At 37.0% G+C, this 17322-nt stretch carries 18 protein-coding genes and 1 pseudogene; 3 read left to right on the plus strand and 16 right to left on the minus strand.

Annotated elements, in window-relative coordinates:
* Nucleotides 1-13: 13 nt before the first annotated feature.
* The gene (locus AAFX60_007415; protein XDF76625.1) at nucleotides 14-814 is read right to left on the minus strand and encodes a putative hydro-lyase; all 801 of its coding nucleotides are present in this window, start codon (nucleotides 812-814) and stop codon (nucleotides 14-16) included.
* A gap of 146 nt (nucleotides 815-960) precedes the next feature.
* Between AAFX60_007415 and AAFX60_007420 the strand changes: the two genes are divergently transcribed.
* Nucleotides 961-1854: a LysR family transcriptional regulator gene (locus AAFX60_007420; GenBank protein ID XDF76626.1), complete on the plus strand. Its 894-nt coding sequence runs from the start codon at nucleotides 961-963 to the stop codon at nucleotides 1852-1854.
* Here AAFX60_007420 and AAFX60_007425 read toward each other — a convergent pair.
* From AAFX60_007425 to AAFX60_007450, 6 genes are all read right to left on the minus strand, one after another.
* Nucleotides 1851-4739: an alkaline phosphatase family protein gene (locus tag AAFX60_007425; GenBank protein XDF76627.1), complete on the minus strand. Its 2889-nt coding sequence runs from the start codon at nucleotides 4737-4739 to the stop codon at nucleotides 1851-1853. The genes AAFX60_007420 and AAFX60_007425 overlap by 4 nt on opposite strands.
* Nucleotides 4723-5391: a serine hydrolase domain-containing protein gene (locus AAFX60_007430; protein ID XDF78903.1), complete on the minus strand. Its 669-nt coding sequence runs from the start codon at nucleotides 5389-5391 to the stop codon at nucleotides 4723-4725. Before AAFX60_007430 ends, AAFX60_007425 begins: the two co-directional genes overlap by 17 nt.
* A complete protein-coding gene (locus tag AAFX60_007435) occupies nucleotides 5349-5879 on the minus strand; it encodes a serine hydrolase (GenBank protein XDF76628.1) in 531 nt (176 codons plus the stop codon). The genes AAFX60_007430 and AAFX60_007435 overlap by 43 nt, the downstream gene beginning before the upstream one ends.
* A gap of 141 nt (nucleotides 5880-6020) precedes the next feature.
* The gene (locus AAFX60_007440) at nucleotides 6021-6371 is read right to left on the minus strand and encodes a hypothetical protein (GenBank protein XDF76629.1); all 351 of its coding nucleotides are present in this window, start codon (nucleotides 6369-6371) and stop codon (nucleotides 6021-6023) included.
* 62 nt (nucleotides 6372-6433) lie between these two features.
* On the minus strand, nucleotides 6434-6964 hold the full coding sequence (locus AAFX60_007445) for a GNAT family protein (protein ID XDF76630.1): 531 nt from the start codon (nucleotides 6962-6964) through the stop codon (nucleotides 6434-6436).
* A gap of 144 nt (nucleotides 6965-7108) precedes the next feature.
* Complete coding sequence (locus AAFX60_007450; GenBank protein ID XDF76631.1) at nucleotides 7109-9352, minus strand: peptidase U32 family protein; 2244 nt, start codon at nucleotides 9350-9352, stop codon at nucleotides 7109-7111.
* A 171-nt stretch (nucleotides 9353-9523) separates the two neighbouring features.
* On the opposite strand from AAFX60_007450, the gene AAFX60_007455 reads away from it, so the two are divergent.
* Entirely contained in the window at nucleotides 9524-10168 is a 645-nt protein-coding gene (locus tag AAFX60_007455; protein XDF76632.1) for a glutathione S-transferase, read from the plus strand.
* Here the strand turns inward: AAFX60_007455 and AAFX60_007460 are convergent.
* The 6 genes from AAFX60_007460 to AAFX60_007485 form a co-directional block, all read right to left on the minus strand.
* Nucleotides 10165-10638 (minus strand): GNAT family N-acetyltransferase, encoded by a 474-nt coding sequence (locus AAFX60_007460; protein ID XDF76633.1) that lies wholly within the window; start codon nucleotides 10636-10638, stop codon nucleotides 10165-10167. The genes AAFX60_007455 and AAFX60_007460 overlap by 4 nt on opposite strands.
* A gap of 89 nt (nucleotides 10639-10727) precedes the next feature.
* Nucleotides 10728-11162 carry a GNAT family N-acetyltransferase gene (locus tag AAFX60_007465; GenBank protein XDF76634.1) on the minus strand — a complete coding sequence of 145 codons (435 nt, stop codon included), beginning with the start codon at nucleotides 11160-11162 and terminating at the stop codon, nucleotides 10728-10730.
* 1 nt (nucleotide 11163) lies between these two features.
* Nucleotides 11164-11382 carry a DUF6500 family protein gene (locus AAFX60_007470; protein XDF76635.1) on the minus strand — a complete coding sequence of 73 codons (219 nt, stop codon included), beginning with the start codon at nucleotides 11380-11382 and terminating at the stop codon, nucleotides 11164-11166.
* Between the two features lie 34 nt (nucleotides 11383-11416).
* Nucleotides 11417-12262, minus strand: a complete 846-nt coding sequence (locus tag AAFX60_007475) for a sulfurtransferase (GenBank protein ID XDF76636.1) — start codon at nucleotides 12260-12262, stop codon at nucleotides 11417-11419.
* A gap of 23 nt (nucleotides 12263-12285) precedes the next feature.
* Entirely contained in the window at nucleotides 12286-13068 is a 783-nt protein-coding gene (locus tag AAFX60_007480; protein ID XDF76637.1) for an SDR family oxidoreductase, read from the minus strand.
* A 19-nt stretch (nucleotides 13069-13087) separates the two neighbouring features.
* Nucleotides 13088-13531: an N-acetyltransferase gene (locus AAFX60_007485; protein ID XDF76638.1), complete on the minus strand. Its 444-nt coding sequence runs from the start codon at nucleotides 13529-13531 to the stop codon at nucleotides 13088-13090.
* Nucleotides 13532-13716: 185 nt separating this feature from the next.
* Here AAFX60_007485 and AAFX60_007490 point away from each other — a divergent pair.
* Nucleotides 13717-15147 (plus strand): annotated as a pseudogene (locus AAFX60_007490) (glycoside hydrolase family 19 protein).
* Between the two features lie 61 nt (nucleotides 15148-15208).
* Here AAFX60_007490 and AAFX60_007495 read toward each other — a convergent pair.
* From AAFX60_007495 to AAFX60_007505, 3 genes are all read right to left on the minus strand, one after another.
* Nucleotides 15209-16003 (minus strand): hypothetical protein, encoded by a 795-nt coding sequence (locus tag AAFX60_007495; protein ID XDF76639.1) that lies wholly within the window; start codon nucleotides 16001-16003, stop codon nucleotides 15209-15211.
* Between the two features lie 238 nt (nucleotides 16004-16241).
* A complete protein-coding gene (locus tag AAFX60_007500; protein ID XDF76640.1) occupies nucleotides 16242-16730 on the minus strand; it encodes a hypothetical protein in 489 nt (162 codons plus the stop codon).
* Nucleotides 16731-16875: 145 nt separating this feature from the next.
* Nucleotides 16876-17271 (minus strand): copper resistance protein, encoded by a 396-nt coding sequence (locus AAFX60_007505; GenBank protein XDF76641.1) that lies wholly within the window; start codon nucleotides 17269-17271, stop codon nucleotides 16876-16878.
* Between the last annotated feature and the right edge of the window lie 51 nt (nucleotides 17272-17322).

Genomic DNA, 17322 nt, shown 5'->3' on the forward strand with positions numbered 1-17322 from the left:
ATAAATATCTGCTTTAAAGCACAGCAAACTCTGAACTTAGACGATCAGTGATCAGCATTTTTCCCGGAGCATGAGTAATACAAAATGGCGGTCGACTCTGACGAATAACATTTTGTGGTGTAACGCCACACCCCCAAAAAACAGGCACTTCATTTGGTTTTATTTCAACGGCATCGCCATAGTTTGGGGTTGATATATCGTTAATGCCAATAAGGCTTGGATCGCCAAAGTGAATTGGTGCTCCATGCGCTTTAGGAAAACGAGTTGTGATTTGAATGGCACGAATGGCATCAATCGAAGTGAATGGGCGCATTGACACCACATAGTTTCCACTGAACTTTCCTGATGATTGGCAAGGAATACTGGTGTCATACATTGAGACGTTCTTCCCTTCATCGATATTTCGGATGGATAAACCAGATTGTATTAACGCCTCTTCAAACGAGAAAGAGCACCCTAAAATAAAAGTAACTAAATCTTCTCTCCATAATGTGGAAAGATCAGAGACTGCTGTTTCAAATTCGCCATCATAAAAAACATGATATTCAGGAACGTCAGTTGATAAATCAATATCCCTCCCGATCGATTGCAGGTACTTTTCTCCTGGTTGGGTAACATCAATTAAAGGACACGCCACCGGATTTTTTTGACAAAACAGTAAAAAATCGGTTGCCCACTCAGCTGGCAATATAACAAGGTTGGCTTGTAAATATCCTGCAGCACAACCCGTTGTCGAATCCGTAAATTGATTATTTCTAATAAGATTACGCAATTCTTTAAGAGGCAGTGTATTGAGCGATAGTCCTTGATCCATATAACAATCCTTTCGTTATTTGTAATTTTATCGTTAACCAAGAGTTACATTACTGCTTATTTATATAATGTCTATTCGTATTTTTCTGCTATTCTTGATAAAAAAAATTTATCACCCCTCAACAAATTAATAAAAGAGAGGCTTAAATGCTCAATTTAAAACAGCTGGAAACGTTTGTCTGGATAGCGCATTTGGGGAGTTTTCGCCAAGCAGCAAAGCATTTATGTACAACACAGCCTGCCATCTCTACGCGTATTGCAAACCTCGAAGAAACACTTAATACGGCATTGTTTTATCGTGATACTGGTTCAATTTCATTAACAGCCAAAGGACGTGAATTATTACCTTTAGCCGAAAAGTTATTGAGCAACGCCGATCAATTACAAGTTTTAGCAAACAGTGCTGAAGCAATATCTGGGATTTTACGGATTGGAGTTTCTGAAACGGTCGTACATACATGGTTACCGCACTACTTAGCGCTTATTCATCAGAATTTACCTCACTTAGAGGTAGAGCTTATCGTTGATGCCACCATAAATTTACGAAAAGAATTGCTAGCACGAAATATTGATATCGCGATTTTATTAGGAGTAGTTGATGAACCGAATGTGGTTAGTCAAGCCATCTGTAATTACGATTTACACTGGGTGGCAAGCCCGGCATTACAACAAACACAAAAGAATAAAGTACTTAACTTTGCTCAATGGCCGTTGATTACCTACGCCCGAAACACGTCACCATACTATGAAATAGAACGTTATTTTAATACGCACAATAATCAAGCTACACGCTTCTACTCTGCGAGTTCTCTATCCGCTAGCATTAGACTCGCTGAGAGTGGCATTGGTATCGCTATCCTACCTAAAGAAGTCATACATAGTTCTCTACAAAACAATACGCTAGAAATAATTGAAGCAGACTGGTCACCAAGTCCGCTTCAATTTTCTGTTGCTTATATTGATACGCCAGTAAATCTGATGACAATAGAGTCAGTTAAACTTACTTTTGAGGCCGTGAAACAATATAAAAACGTTAACTAATTTAACAAAGAAGGATATCCCCAACCGTTTTCATTTTTTATCACTTTTTCTTCGGTTAAATATTGATACAGTGTTGGAGCTAAAGAACCGTTCTCTTCAATGATAAGTGGTGCCATCTTATTCTTTATAGGCTTACCCCAAAACCCTAAGAACGCATCTTTCTCTAAATAATGCTCTCCAGCATGACGACCTGGCACCTTGGTGTTAAAGCCAACACCAAACTTAGGAAATAAATTGATCGTTCCTGCTCTGTCTTCTTCATACAAATAAGCTAATTGGTTTACCACATCAGGACGAGCTGTAAATGATGTTAATGTTCGCCATTCTCGCTCAGTACACCATGAACTCTCTTCATTAGCATCAGCTGAGATCATGCAACGTTGGTATAATTCATCATATTGCTTTTGTTCGGTCTCGTTTAGCTGTGGTTTATAGATATTAAGTACATCGACCTCAAGTAATTGAGATGAACCAGCAACAGGTTGATAAAACAGTCGGTTGCCCTTCTTAGAGATCAATTCATCAACTCTTATGTCGTCTTTAAAGCCAATCACTCGTATCTGACACTCATTCAACGAACAAGGTGTTTCTCTCACAACTAAATAATCTAACGACTCTTTTAAACGTGAAGCAATTTCATTCACAATATTAATCGGTTGAGCTTTAGGTGCATTAACGGGTATCCATGTTGTGAGTTCGCTATACGTAGGTTGTACTTTCCATCCTTGTTGAGAATTAAAAAAGTCCATCATAAAATTACCACCAGCAGTAGAAGCCACAACAACATCAACCTCTTTATTACTCTCATAATTTAAGGCGTTTGTAATTTTTGGACCTTCTCCTTCATCCGATGATATTTTTTTAATGACTAATGGGTAATCTAGCTCAGCCTGAAGCGTTTCAAATACTTGTTTCTCAGGGTTTAATGAATAATAAACTGGAGCCAAACCATGATCGCCCGCCATTCCCCACAACGTGCGATCATAAACATTAGCGGATTTATACACACCTGAAATTTGCGTTAACCAATAATCCAAGCGGTTAAGCTCACCCGTTGGCATCAATATTTCATCACTAAAAGGGCCTGTAAAATGAGCAAAGTGATCTGGCCATGGGTTATAAATAAGGGCGTAATCCGGCATCCCTTTTTGCTCTAACTTAGAGAGCGTTTCTAATTGTTGCTGAATCTTCCATTTCTGTGTGAGCTTACTGTAAATATCCAATACAAAAATATTTTGATAAATGCCAATTTCTTCAATTAGCTCTGCTCTCATTTCTGTTATGGTTTTTTCTGTTTTTGCTCTTTGAGTTAATTCACGTAAACACCGTTTTTCCCCAAAATCACGCAGGCTTTCTCCTGCCCCTAAATTAACTAAACCATCGTAAGTTGTATGTGCATTCCAATCATACTGAGCATTGCAGTTGAGCGTAACTAAGTAATCTAGGCGATCAAACATAGTTTGAACTTTATTTGCATCCATTAATCGATCTAACTGCAACGCATCATTACCAAAAAAGTAATAGGCACGGTCATCTTGCCTGTCAACGAAGTGGAAATTAGGGATCCCAGTTCCTCCCTGACCAGAAACTTTTGCCCCTGTTTTGATTATTGGTAAATTACGAACACTTATCGTAGGTGTTGATGAAATGCCAACATTAACAATGCTCTTTTCATACTCTTGGTATAACTGGCTAAAGAAAGGCAAATAGTTTGGGTCTTGATAACCCTTTTCTACCATGGTTTTTAAGAAAGTAAGTTGCTGTTCATGCTCAGGTTGAGAAGTTGGCTCCCCCTGAGGTTTATATTCATTGCGATTTAAATGGTCTTGATATATCTGCTTTAAAAACGTTTTTTCTGTTGGTGTAACTAAGCCTTCAATAAGTCCTTGTTGCAGGCCATCTACCGTAACTTGTACGGCCAATCGACGCTGTTGACGTGATGCTAAATATGCAACTAAAGTGTCAGGGTTGTCTTTAAATGTTTCTTGTAACCACGAATTTAATGCAATTTGTCGTTGCTCTTGATACACAAATTGACGATAAGATTTCAGCACGTTAAGACGAACAAAATCAATCAATGTTATGGTCAGGGCTTCTGCTTTATTATTTACTTTGTTTTTATTCTCGGGTTTACCATCTGCAATAATAAGCTCTAATGCACTTCGCATCTCTCCCTTATCCATACCAAGCACAGATTTCTCTAAACCAGATAATATAATTGGTTGAATCTTATCGATAATGGCTTTGTCTTCCGGGCTATCTGAAAGATACGTATAGCGATCAGGTAAGGTATTAAGATCTTTCCACTCACCAATTTGAACCAACTCATCATAAACCACTACCATATTGGCGATAAATTTACGATCAACCTTCAATCCTTGATGATGTCCTTCTGATGGTTTCGATGCATCTTCTTCTTTTTGAAGCTCATTAAGTGTGAACAAAGAATGGCTAAAACGCTGTAATTCTTCTTCACTGTATTTAGTTTTTAAATAAGCTTTAAACGCATCTTCATTATCCATGTTTCCGTATTTATCAACGAAAGTATAAAGAAAATGCCCAAGAGGGATGGCGTAATAAGGATTAGATAATTGTGCAATAACCCGTTTTTTGACGCTACTATCAAGCGGTAGGGATAAGATGTAAGCATCTAGCGTAAGACCTGCAATAGTAAAAATAGCAGCGTCACGAACGGTGGTTGTCGTATAAGTAATAGAATCATTGATTTGATGTTTTAAGATCTCGCTTGAATTAACAATGCCGCCAACAACAGGCACTGCACTGATATTTGCGGAACATGGCAAGCTCAACATAGACAATGATAACGCACTCATTCCTAATAACGACGACACCGTTCTTTTTTTCACTTTAATTTCCTTTTCCATATTGCTGAACAATGCTGTTCAGTGGTGGCATTTTTAAATATTTATAATTACACATTTGAATGTAGCCAACTTCTCGTTCTGGTGAAAACCAAAATTCAGTCACCATTCCATCAAGAGAATAACCTGAATGGCTATAGAATTCACCACCGTATAAATTCTTTGCTATTAAGCCATTAACGTATTTTGAATCGCCCATTTTAAACTCTACCGCTCCCCAATACGTTGTAAATGCTGGGTATTCACCTTTAGATAACGCAAGTAACTTTTCACGGGCTTCATCCGCATACTTAGGTTTAATTAGATGCTCCATCCATTTTGCCATATCAGGCACCGTACTTTGTATTCCACCATCGCCTTGACTTGGTAACATGGTGTGGCTGTGAGCATAATTACCGTATTTATCGACATAATAACTGGACGCTTTCCAGTTAATCAGAAAATTATCTTTCATTGATGCTTGAGTGTTGCTCATTTTTAAAGGAATGAAAATTCGAGAGGCTATTTCATCTTCAAACTTATTGTTGGTTACTTTTTCAATAATATCAGCAAGTAATACATACCCTGTATTGCTATATGAGATTGAGGTTCCCGGAGTAAATGTGGGGGATTTTAATTGTTTACTAAAACCGACAATTTCTGAAACAAGTATGATTTATCGACCATCCCACCCCAGAGCGCAGTATTCAATTCTTTATCATTAGTTTTAAAGCGCTTCATTAAATAAAGAGCGGACTCTGCATCATTTAAATAATCAGGTATGCCACTTTGGTGATGAATTAAATGAAAAAGTGTGACGTTATTAAACCAATCAGGGCCATCTTTATAAAAATCTGCCAACGTTTGTTTTTGAGATAACTGCCCCTCAGATTCCAACGCCATAATAATATAAGCTGTCATATGCTTACTGACAGAGCCAATATCAAAAACAGTTTTATTATCAATAGGAACTTGATATCGAATATTTGATTGGCCAACATAAAGTTGCTCAATTAATTTATCAGATTTAACAATACCCACACCGCAACCGGGTGTTTCATTATCTTGAATGGTAAAATACTGGCCAAGATTAAGATCTTTTGCTGATAACGCCGAAGATAATAATAAAGGTAATGAGATGAAGCTTAACGTATAACGATTCATGGAAGTCCTCTACATAACTCATAACATTGAATTTTATAGAATACTCCCACCACATCTTAATGTTGTAACTTGAGTCGGAATTACGATTTACAATTCACTTTTATGCAATTGATTTACTTACCAATTACATTAGCTTTCATATTATAAACCAAATCCAATCTTAGGCTGACGACAAACAGATCGCACGCCCCATGGGGTTAAATCAGGTTTTGGCTGCCCTTCAAAATCACCAAGACAAATGTATCCCTTAGAAAGGTAACGATATAAGAAGTCACCTCCATCTAATGAACCTGTTTTATCATCACCAAATGGCAAATAAATTCGCTCAACACGAAGATCTGGTGCTTTTTTAAATGCAGGATATGCTGTTGAATTAACTTGGCGTGAATCTAAGCTATTGAGAAGTGCTTTATCTGACATTTTAGCTTTCATACGGCTAAAAATCATGATCATTCGTTTCTGTCTTTCTGAAGAGACGATTATCATTTCCATTATTGGATTTCCTTTGAAACGAGAAAGTATATAGTAAACCCCTTCTCACAACCATGTTTACTCTACATAACCGGCGTCAATTGCTGAATCAGGCAACGATATTCATAACAATCAATAATTTCACCATCGACGAAAGCAAACTCAGGCTTAAATCCTACTTGTTTAAATCCATTTTTTGCTAAAACTTTCTGAGATGCGGCATTATCTGTCGATGCTACTGCATTTATCGATGATAATTCATATCTGTTTTTCCCTATCTCTAACAGCTCTTTTGTGGCTAATGTTGCTAAACCTTGCGAAGTAAACTCTTCCCCAATTCGATATCCGATTGAACCGCTGTTTTTTACTCTATCGATATTGTATAAATTTGCCCTGCCGAGTATTTGACCATTTTCATCTTTAATCAACGTTGGATAAAGTAGCCCTTTTTTATATTCAGCCAGACAAAAATTAACGTGATCTTTTATGCCATTATCATCAAAAAAATCATCGTCTCTGGCTTCAATGAAAGATTCAAACCACTCTTTATTGTTTAGTTCAAACTCTAGTAATGCCGACGCATCACTTTGTTTTAGTAATTCTAATTTGACCATTATTAATCCCTCTTATGTTATTTCCCTTAGCAATGGCGTTAACTGAATTTACGTTAATATTATGTTGCTATAAATTGATTATAGACAAAAAAAAGCCACGATATGTGATCGTGGCTGACTATTTAAATCAAAGCGATAAATTGATTAAAGACCTTTCACATACTGATTATGTGTATTAATAGGTACCATTGAATATAACGCTTCTTGAACCGCCGTTTCACCTTTAACCAGAGCCTCAAAGTGCGTTGCTAACTCAACAATATCCGCTTGTTCTTTAGAACCACCACCAATATTGGTTAGATCAATAAAGAATTCATCAAACAAATCAGATAAATCATTAACGACATCCATGTTTAAGAATTGCTCATGGTTATAAATACTTGGGTAGCCACCTTTTTGCTTATCTACAGCAAAAGAGACCCCTTTCATGTTCGTAATGGTTGTCGCTTTTTCACACTTAATCATACAACCCGCTTCAATCGCACGCTTATTACAACCAACCGTTTGTTGGAAGAAACATTGACGACTTGTCATCAACAAAATTGGATGATAAATGCTGTAAAGTAACTTAAAGTTTTCAGGACGACGAATGTGTTTCATTTGTCCTTGATTTATTTCGTTAGAAATGAACGCACCAGCACAATTAAACTCTTCTTTTAGTGTAATTAATGCGTGTGAGTTGGTGGTATTCATGAATGGACCCGCAACCCACTCAATTCCCATTTCATAAGCTTTATAAGCAATACCAGTATTATTAGTAACAATACGTGCAGGTTTTACTTCTTCAAGGAATTTCACCGCTTCATTATAATCTTTACCAATCAATACCGCAGGGAACCATGGGATCAATCTTGGATTTTCTGAAAAGATGTTGATGTACGTTTTATCATTGCGTCTAAAGCTTTCTGGTAACTTAAAGTAAATATCTGCATCAGTGGCATCACATATTTTTAAGTCGGCAATATCTGCGATAAGCATAGATAGCTTAGGTTGCTGTTCAACTTTCGGCTTCTGAGCTAATTTTGGTAATTCAACATGTTTAATAACGGCTTTATTTCCATTTAAACGATACGCAATCTGATCTTTTAAATCTGAAAGCTCTTTAAATGGCAGGATTAAACCTTCATCAACTTGAGAAAAATCATAGCCAGAGAACTCATAATCGCTATTAGAAACCCCTTTAAAGCGTTTCTCTAGCTCTTTTTGTGTAATTGACTTCTCACCAGCAGCCATAAGTAACGATGTCGATTCTAATTCAAAGATCTCTTTTGAAGTTGCTACCACTACTTTTAATGGACTATCAAGTTGTGCTTTAAATGCAATGGATAATGGCAGTTTTGAAATATCTAGATCTTGAATTTTCTCACGTAGTTCTTCACCAAGATTGTCTTTTGCTGCGTTCAATTCAGCTTTAACATCATGAATTTGAACCACATCAATGGCATTACTTTTCTCTACCGCATGAGTAACACTGTGATCTCTAGGGTTATCGATGAACATGTCTTTGGTTAAGTTACCAGTCAAAAATGAATTGGTAAAATCACGGTTAAACACTTTGTGAAGGTTTGAATCATCTTCTAATAAATCACCAGACTCGATGAATTTATTGATGTTTTTGCGCCAATTATCAATAACTGTATAAACGTAATGAGAACCTTTAATACGCCCTTCTACTTTTAAAGAATCAACTTTGGCATCGACCAGATCAGGCAAATCAAAATACGCTGAGTTGTCTTTTAAGTTTAGAGGGTATTTGTTACCAACCGCTGTTTCTTCATATTCATCACGGCATGCTTGGCTACAACGCCCACGGTTACCTGAGTTACCCGCACTTACTGATGTTGAATAACATTGACCAGAAAATGCAATACATAGTGAACCATGAACAAACACTTCGGTTAACACATCATGCTCATGAGCAACAGCAGTCAGTGATTTCACTTCTTCAATATTGAGTTCACGAGATAAGTTAACACGAGAAGCCCCTAACTTAGCTAAGAATTTAATTTGTCCTTCATTATGCGTAGTTAATTGCGTTGAGGCGTGAACATCGAGTGTTGGGAAGTATTTTTTCACTAAATCAAACATAGCTAAATCTTGCACAATAATGCCATCAACTGATGTATTCACTAGTTGATTAAGTAATTTAGCAATGCTTTTAATTTCATGTTCAAGAAGAACGATATTCAAAGTAAGGAATACCTCACAGCCATGCTCATGAGCAAGGCGTAAAATACCTGTCAATTCATCAAATGAGAGATTGGATGCACGGTTACGGGCGTTAAATACATCTAAGCCACAATAAACGGCATTTGCCCCTGCTGCGATGGCCGCTTTTATCGCTTCTACATCACCGCCGGGTGCCAATAATTCAAGTTTTCTACTCATTCTGAAATTGCTCACTTCGTTTTGCTGTAATAATTTTTGAGGGAGTATTCTACTCGCCTCACACTTTTATTACCAGAAGTAAGGGTTTTTATTGATCCAGATCATGAGGTATAACTATGATTTTCATTAGCAATGACACATATTCGACTTCATTCAAAGTTTAAGGTAACGATGACTATTCCTATTCTCTACTCATTACGACAATGTCCATACGCAATGCGTGCACGCTTAGCTATTCTGTATGCAGGACAAACTGTTGTGCTACGAGATGTAGACATGATGAATAAACCCAAAGAAATGTTATCCATTTCCCCTAAAGGCACGGTACCTGTACTTCATTTTGAAGATACGGTTATTGAAGAAAGTGTTGATGTGATGCTTTGGGCACTAACCCAATCCGACCCAAGGAACTTACTATACCATCATGATTTGCTTCAGCTTCCATTGATGTTGGATCTCATTCAAAAAAGTGACTCTGAATTTGTGCAAATTTTACAAAAATACAGGGCTGCTTCTCGCTATCATGACGATAATGAAATTGAGTATAGGGCTAAGTGTGTCGAATGGTTATCAGACATTGAAGAGCGATTATCTAAACATGCATTTATCATAGGGGAAAGTGCCAGTATCGTTGATTATGCGCTTTTGCCTTTTATTCGCCAATTCTCTCGAGTAGATAAGAAATGGTACAACATCGCTCCTTTGCCACATTTAAGAGCTTGGCTTGTTCGCCATTATAACGACCCTATTTTCTCTAAAGCCATGACGATCTACCCTAAATGGAACCGTGATGCTGAACCTGTCATTTTCGGTTAAGATTCCCCCATATAACCACTGAAACAAAGAGAGCGCTCCATCTCAACAAAATGCTCATCTTCTCTGACAATTTGATAGCCTAACGAAAGATAAAAGTTGATAACCGATTTATTGACTTTGAATGCTGATAAGCAAGATTTTGTGACAGCGTCACTATAGTGTTTTTGATAACACTTCATAACTGCGGTGCCTACGCCTTTATTTTGGTATTTTTCAAAAACAATCAATAAGTGAATATGAATCGTACTTCTAATGGCGTCGGGCTTAGTGCAAATGATCCCTAGGCGCTCACCATTATACATTATCCAATCAAACCACTCTTTTTGGTATGACTGATTAAAGCGCTGTTGTTGGTACAACTCATCCCAACCCAGCGCTTCCTCTATCGTTGGTTTCAAGTACTTTTTGTAAATAGAGAATAAGGACGGATACTCACAATCAGTTACTCGTTGAAATATGATTTTATCCATAACATTATCCTTATCTCATAAATCCATGACTCATACTTGCAATAGACTCTTTCAGTTTAGACCATCATGATGGTTTCACTTAACTACCACTACAATTTCTTTAAAAATTTGATCTTACTATTGTCGCTTGAGCCTTCATCTTCGTAGCCTGAAATGTGATATCCACTAGAGATAAGCAGTTGCAACATGGCAGGATAGCGATTCATCGATTTAACACTGATCGCTTCATAACCTTGCTTTTTAGCCCACTCTTCTTGGGTCACTCTTAACTGAGTTGCAATGCCTTGCTTTCTTGCACTTGGGACGACACCACCTAGCCAACTATAGAATTCAGAGTCAGAAAGTTGGTAGCCCATCTTATACGCTACTGGAATACCTTCAGAGACAGCAACTAAGATAAGGTGCTTTTTATCATTTAGACGTTGTGTCAGTTTCTCATGTGTATTTCGGTTATCAAATTCAGGGATTTGTTGATCAACAATAAGAACGTCTGCCACTGTGCCTTGATGTATTTCTATTTTCATTTTACTTTCCATCTAAAACCATCGTTTTTATTTTGTATGCTTTTTCAAAGTGATCTAATTTATGTGTTGATATCCACCATGTCGCCGCTTCCATTAACAGCTCAGAGTCATCATTTTTATTAGCAAAAAAAGCATAAAAAGAGACACCAACGTTATCTCCCTTTTGTTCTATTTTTTTATCACAAACCGCAATTATTTTATCTCTTAGACTTTGTCGCATTATCTAACTCTTGACTCTTCAAAGAACAAACTCATTATTCAATCGGTAAATTGTGATTACTTCCCCAATCAGCCCATGAACCATCGTATAAAACGACATTTTTATAGCCAATTGAAACCGCTGCCAAAATTAAAATACAAGCCGTTATGCCTGAACCACAACTGAAAAATACCTTTGTTATATTTGATGGTACTCTTTCTTGAAAAATAGAGTTCAAAATCTCTTTATTTTTAAAGGTCGTATTATCTAACAACATAACAAATGGGAGATTTTTAGAACTTGGAATATGACCGCTACGAACCCCTTCACGAGGCTCAGCTGCTTTACCTAAAAATCGCATCTCACCACGTGCATCTAAAATGACGGTATCTGTATCGATAACGTGAAGAATATCATCTGAATCACAAGCTAAATGCCTATTCGGCTTAGCAACCGCATTACCTAAAGAAGGTATTTGTTGGTAAGAAGTAACGACTTCCCTCTTTTCTTCTTGCCATTTTGGTAAGCCGCCATCTAATACATAAACGTGCTCAAACCCCATTACTTTAAATGTCCACCAAGCACGTGGAGATGAGTAGATTCCTTGGTTATCGTATATCACAACTATAGAATCTGAATTAATACCAAGCTCTTGAACGGCTTTTGTAAACTGTGGTTCTGTTGGTAATGCATGAATTTGAGAAGAAGCGTGATCGCAAAAATCCAACTCAATATCAAGCTTACGCGACTTCGGTAAACAACAAAACTCGTCATAAACAATCGGTTCTTTACCAACAATATTCGCCATATAAGCATCAACAATGACAAGATTAGTATCATTAATATGTTCTGCTAGCCACTCGGTAGTAACTAATGGGTTATCAGCTAATAATCGATTCATGATGACTCCCTATTTGGTCTCTGTTAGCTATCATACGTAATGTTCATCACATCAGGGTGAATAAATTCATAACCTAACGCTTCTTTTATTTTATGATTACTGATGATTTTAAATGTTTGTTCATTGGATTCGATAAACGTTGGTGTTTCAACGCCAATACGTTGCGTTGCTTGTGTATAAAACTCACGCTTACTTGGATGAGTATCAGCACACGCATTAAAGATCTCATTCCATTTTTCTTGCTTAATAATTTGAGTGATCAGCCCAATACAGTCATCCTGATGGATCATATTTACTGGTGCATCAGGGTTACTCACAGAGCGCCCACTTTTGGCAAAAAAGCGTCCTGGATTCCGTGAATACCCTACAAGTCCGCTAAATCGAATTACGGTTGTTGTGAACTTGGTCGACTGCATAAATAAACGTTCAATCTGTGATAATGCAGAAGAAGGTATGGTTGCATCTTCTTCGGTAACTACTCGATTCGCGTCTTCATAAACCGATGTGGAGCTTACAAATAGCACATGTTTTATCGACGAGGCTTCAATAATAGGAATTAAAGCGGTAAAGCCTTCGATATTTTTTGATGGTATCGCAATGATTAAAACATCAGAGGTTAGAAATTGACTCCATGATTGTTCGACAGCATCGATATCTAATAAATACGGTTTAATATGATTTTTTTCTAATTCACTTATTTTGCTCGAACTTCTTATAGAGCCTTTGACCATAAAACCAATATCAATGAGGTGTTTTGCTAAAGGCAACCCTAACCAGCCACATCCCAGTACGCTTATTGATGTCATAATAGTCCCTAATCTTTATTTAATTTATATCTAAAGCAAGTACTAAACGATCTTCGCCAAGACCAAAATAGTCCTGCTCTTCCTTCAATAAATAGAATCCATAGGATTGATATAGTGCGTATGCTTTTTTATTTTTTGGGCATACGGTTAACAATAGCCTGTCATACTCTTTTGCCGTTGCAATTGCCGTTTCAAGCAATTTTTTCCCAAGGCCACAACCTTGTGCTGCTTTTGATACCGCGACCGCTAATATCCAAGCATCACCTTTAACCACACTTGATGGTACTTGCAATACATAACCAAGCGTCTCATCCTCTTTTTTAGCGACTAATAAACCATCAGCCCAACAATCAAATGCTTGTCGAATAAAGAAAGATGGATAACCATGATCACCAAAAGCTTCAGTTTCAATATCAAAAATTCGAGTCAAATCGGCTTTTCCTGCTGTGCGAATACTTACCATCAATACATTTCCCTTTCTACTTCATAAATCACATTGTGTATGTGCTTTTGTTTATATTTCATACTATTTGAAACAACTCGCATTGTTAAAACAGATATAACGGATGAGATAACCAAATCTACTAAAAACTCCTATAGTTATTCCAACTTAATTTCGTTTTAAAATTATCACAAGGAACGTTAATCATGTTTAAACTCGCTCTTTTACCTTCATTGCTAGCATGCAGTTTTGCAGCTAATAGTTTTACAATGAACCCTCAGCCTGACCCTGATAATCCAACAGGTTATGTTGTATCTAAAGCTGAAATTAAAGCAGCTGAAGATGCGAAAACATTAGACCCTATGTACGATGTTTGGGCTAAAGCATTAGAAACTCGTCCTAATAGCGTTGTTGAAGCCATTGATGCGGGCGTTCCTACTAACCCAGATAACGTGAAACGTGTTGAACGAGTTTTTCCGCAATCTGAATGGTTCTTCCTAACCCAAATGGCGGCTCCAGAATATACTTATACTCGCTTCTTACGTGCTATTGGTAAATTCCCTGCGTTCTGTGGTGACTATACCGATGGACGCGATGCTGACGCTATTTGTAAAAAATCCATTGTAACGGCATTTGCACATTTCTCACAAGAAACAGGTGGCCATATTGCTGTAGATAACGTATCAGACAATCCATTAGGACTTGAAGAATGGCAGCAAGCGCTTGTTCACGTTCGTGAAATGGGATGGTCAGAAGGTCAAGAAGGTTATACAACAGGTTGTGGTCAAAATGATTGGCAAAACAAGCGTTGGCCGTGTGCAGCAGGTCAAGGTTACTTTGGCCGCGGTGCTAAACAGCTTTCTTACCACTTTAACTACGGTGCTTTCTCGGAAGTCATGTATGACGGCGATGCGACTGTATTATTAAACAATCCAGGTTTAGTTGCTGATTCTTGGCTAAACTTAGCATCTGCTATTTGGTTCTTCTTAACACCGCAAGCGCCAAAACCAGCAATGCTTCACGTTATTGATCGCACATGGACACCATCACAACGTGAAACAGATGCAGGAATTGGTTACGGATTTGGTACGACTATCAACGTAATTAATGGTGGTATCGAATGTGGTGAACAGAATAAGGATAAAGGACAACCAGTTAACCGTATTCGTTACTGGGAAGGACTGTCTTCACATTACGAAATCCCAGTAGAAGCCGATGAGAAGAATACTTGTTGGCAGCAAACTCCTTACGGTAGCTTGAACCTAAATGGTGCTACGGATGTGCTTTACACTAACTGGGATGGTAACTGGAAATATTACCCAGATCGTCCAGAAGGTGCGTCTTTTGAGTGTGAATTAGTTGGCTTCCAAACCGCCTACTCTGCGCTTGTTCCTGGTGATTATGAAAAATGTGTCACTAACTTCTATGGATCTCATGCAAATTGGCCTGAAACTCGAGTAGTAGAAACACTACCAACAGACCCATCTGAACCAACGGATCCGACAGACCCAACAAATACATGGGATGCAAACAAAGTTTATAATACAGGTGATCAAGTTGTCGTTAACGGCGTGACTTATCAAGCTAAATGGTGGAACCAAGGTGATAACCCTGCAACAAGTACAACTGGTGTTTGGGAAAAAGTATAATCAAATATAATAAACATGGGCCGTTTCGCGGCCCATTTTCCATTCTTATTTAAAATAAATTCATAAAAACAGAATCATTAGCTGCAAAATTAAGTTTAATATTACCCACATGTTGAGTTGGAATCATTGTCTGACTATCTCCAATTATTCTTCCTGCAATATAGCAACTTTGATAGCTAGACATTAACTCACTTATCTTTTCTCCAAATTGAGTTTCAACATCAATAGTAAATGATGATTCTGGTTGTGAAATACTATAATTAGGAACCGATGCATCAAAACTAATATTTCTTTCACCATCAGGATAGGTACAGTTTAAAAAGGCCATTTCAAATGAATATTTATGATCAGGAACAGCATCCCATTGTGCAGTAACTAAGCTAGTATTATTAAATACTTCGTACGTGAAATTTTTTGTCGGTTCAGGAAGTCTATCAACCGAACTATATCCGACGAGTTCATTATTACGATACCAATAAAACTCGTAATTTGAACCTGATGTATCCAAATTAGAAAACGTTATTGATGTCGAATCATCCCTTTTATGTAACACACCATCCTGAAGGATCTCCAATCGTTCAATATCAGATACCGTCATTTCGTATGGATAAACTGGTGGTTTATATTGACTATAAAAATCACCTCTAAAATACAGACCGTCATCATGTTCAACATACATAGTATAGGTCAATTCGAGCTCAGAAACAGAATACGTACATGTTAAGCTCTGACCATTAGAACAAAATCCATAAGGAGGATCTGTCTCATCACTTCCACCACCATCACTACCGCCACAAGCAGCAAGTAGTCCAAAACATGGGATCATTAATAAACTCTTTTTCATAATAATCTGTCCTTGATAAATACCTAGAACAATTTTACAAACAAGAATTACACAATTCATTTACATAAATTATACCGAATGATAAGTGTCGCAATTTTGTATTTTAATGAAAACAATCTGCGAGCTACTTCATTATTATTAATTGAACAGTAAAATACATAATTGACTTCATTCAAAACATCATACCTAAAAACAAAGAAAAGCCCTTTAACTCTATAGAATTAAAGGGCTTTATTTACTATGCCGTAGCTAGTGTTAACTGCTTATCTTGATTTTCTACATACCAGAAAGCCAATAATGATACCGCCCAGAATTGAAATAAATATTGGACGTCAGAGGCTCCTGCTAATGTTTGTGTAACAGCCATTGATGCCGTTACAAACAAAGAGGATAACAAGCCTGCTTTCAATAATGTTTTAGGCTTATCCGATAAGATTTCTAATTTCAAGAACGAGGTAATTAATAACACAACAGGTAAAATTTGAAGCACGATTAATACAGGAAATAAATAATCATACATAGGTACAAATATCGCGTCTGTTAATGGTTTTTTCGACCACGTACCTGCTATATATTCTTTCCACCCATCCCAACTATCACCTTGTCGAGTTCCAAATAAAATCCCATAAAACTTATCAACAACTCCGTTTGAAAACCAAAATGGTGCAAACAACATATAAAATGGAAGATATTTAATAATTTCAATCGCTTTTTCTAATTTTTTCATTGTCATTTCCTAAGTATAAAATAAAAATATTTAATTAAATTTATACCAATTCCATTCTCGCACTCATCACACTAAACACAGCTATTAAGCGGTGTAATTTGTAACAGTTAACGAGCAATCACTGAAATTAGTATTACTTAGGTTTTTATTCTAGAAAAACGCAGAATCTAAGATGCCGACGCCGAACCTTCTGAACTTGTCGTTCTATGGGTTCAATAAAGATTGGAGGTGAATGGAGTAAAGGGATAACAACGAGAGCAATCGCTATGAATAACCAAGCACCTAAAAGTAAATCGTGCATGCTATTTTCAAAGGATAATAAGTGCTCAACCAATTCGCATTTAGGCGCTATCGGCTGAGAATCACTTCCTGTCACCGCCTCTAATTGGTGTACTTTTATTTGCGCCTCAATCAAGTGTTCTTTACAACTTGAAGTTACACCAATCAATTGACTAAAACAGATAAACACACTTAAAAGAACTAAGCATAATAATAGCTTAGCTCTAAATTGTTTATTTCTATTTGAAATAAGTGTGCTCATAAATATCTTAGTAATAAGTTGAATATCAATTACACCAACCCTAACAAAGAA

The sequence above is a fragment of the Aliivibrio fischeri genome (assembly GCA_038993745.2).
In the GTDB taxonomy this organism is placed as follows: domain Bacteria; phylum Pseudomonadota; class Gammaproteobacteria; order Enterobacterales; family Vibrionaceae; genus Aliivibrio; species Aliivibrio fischeri_B.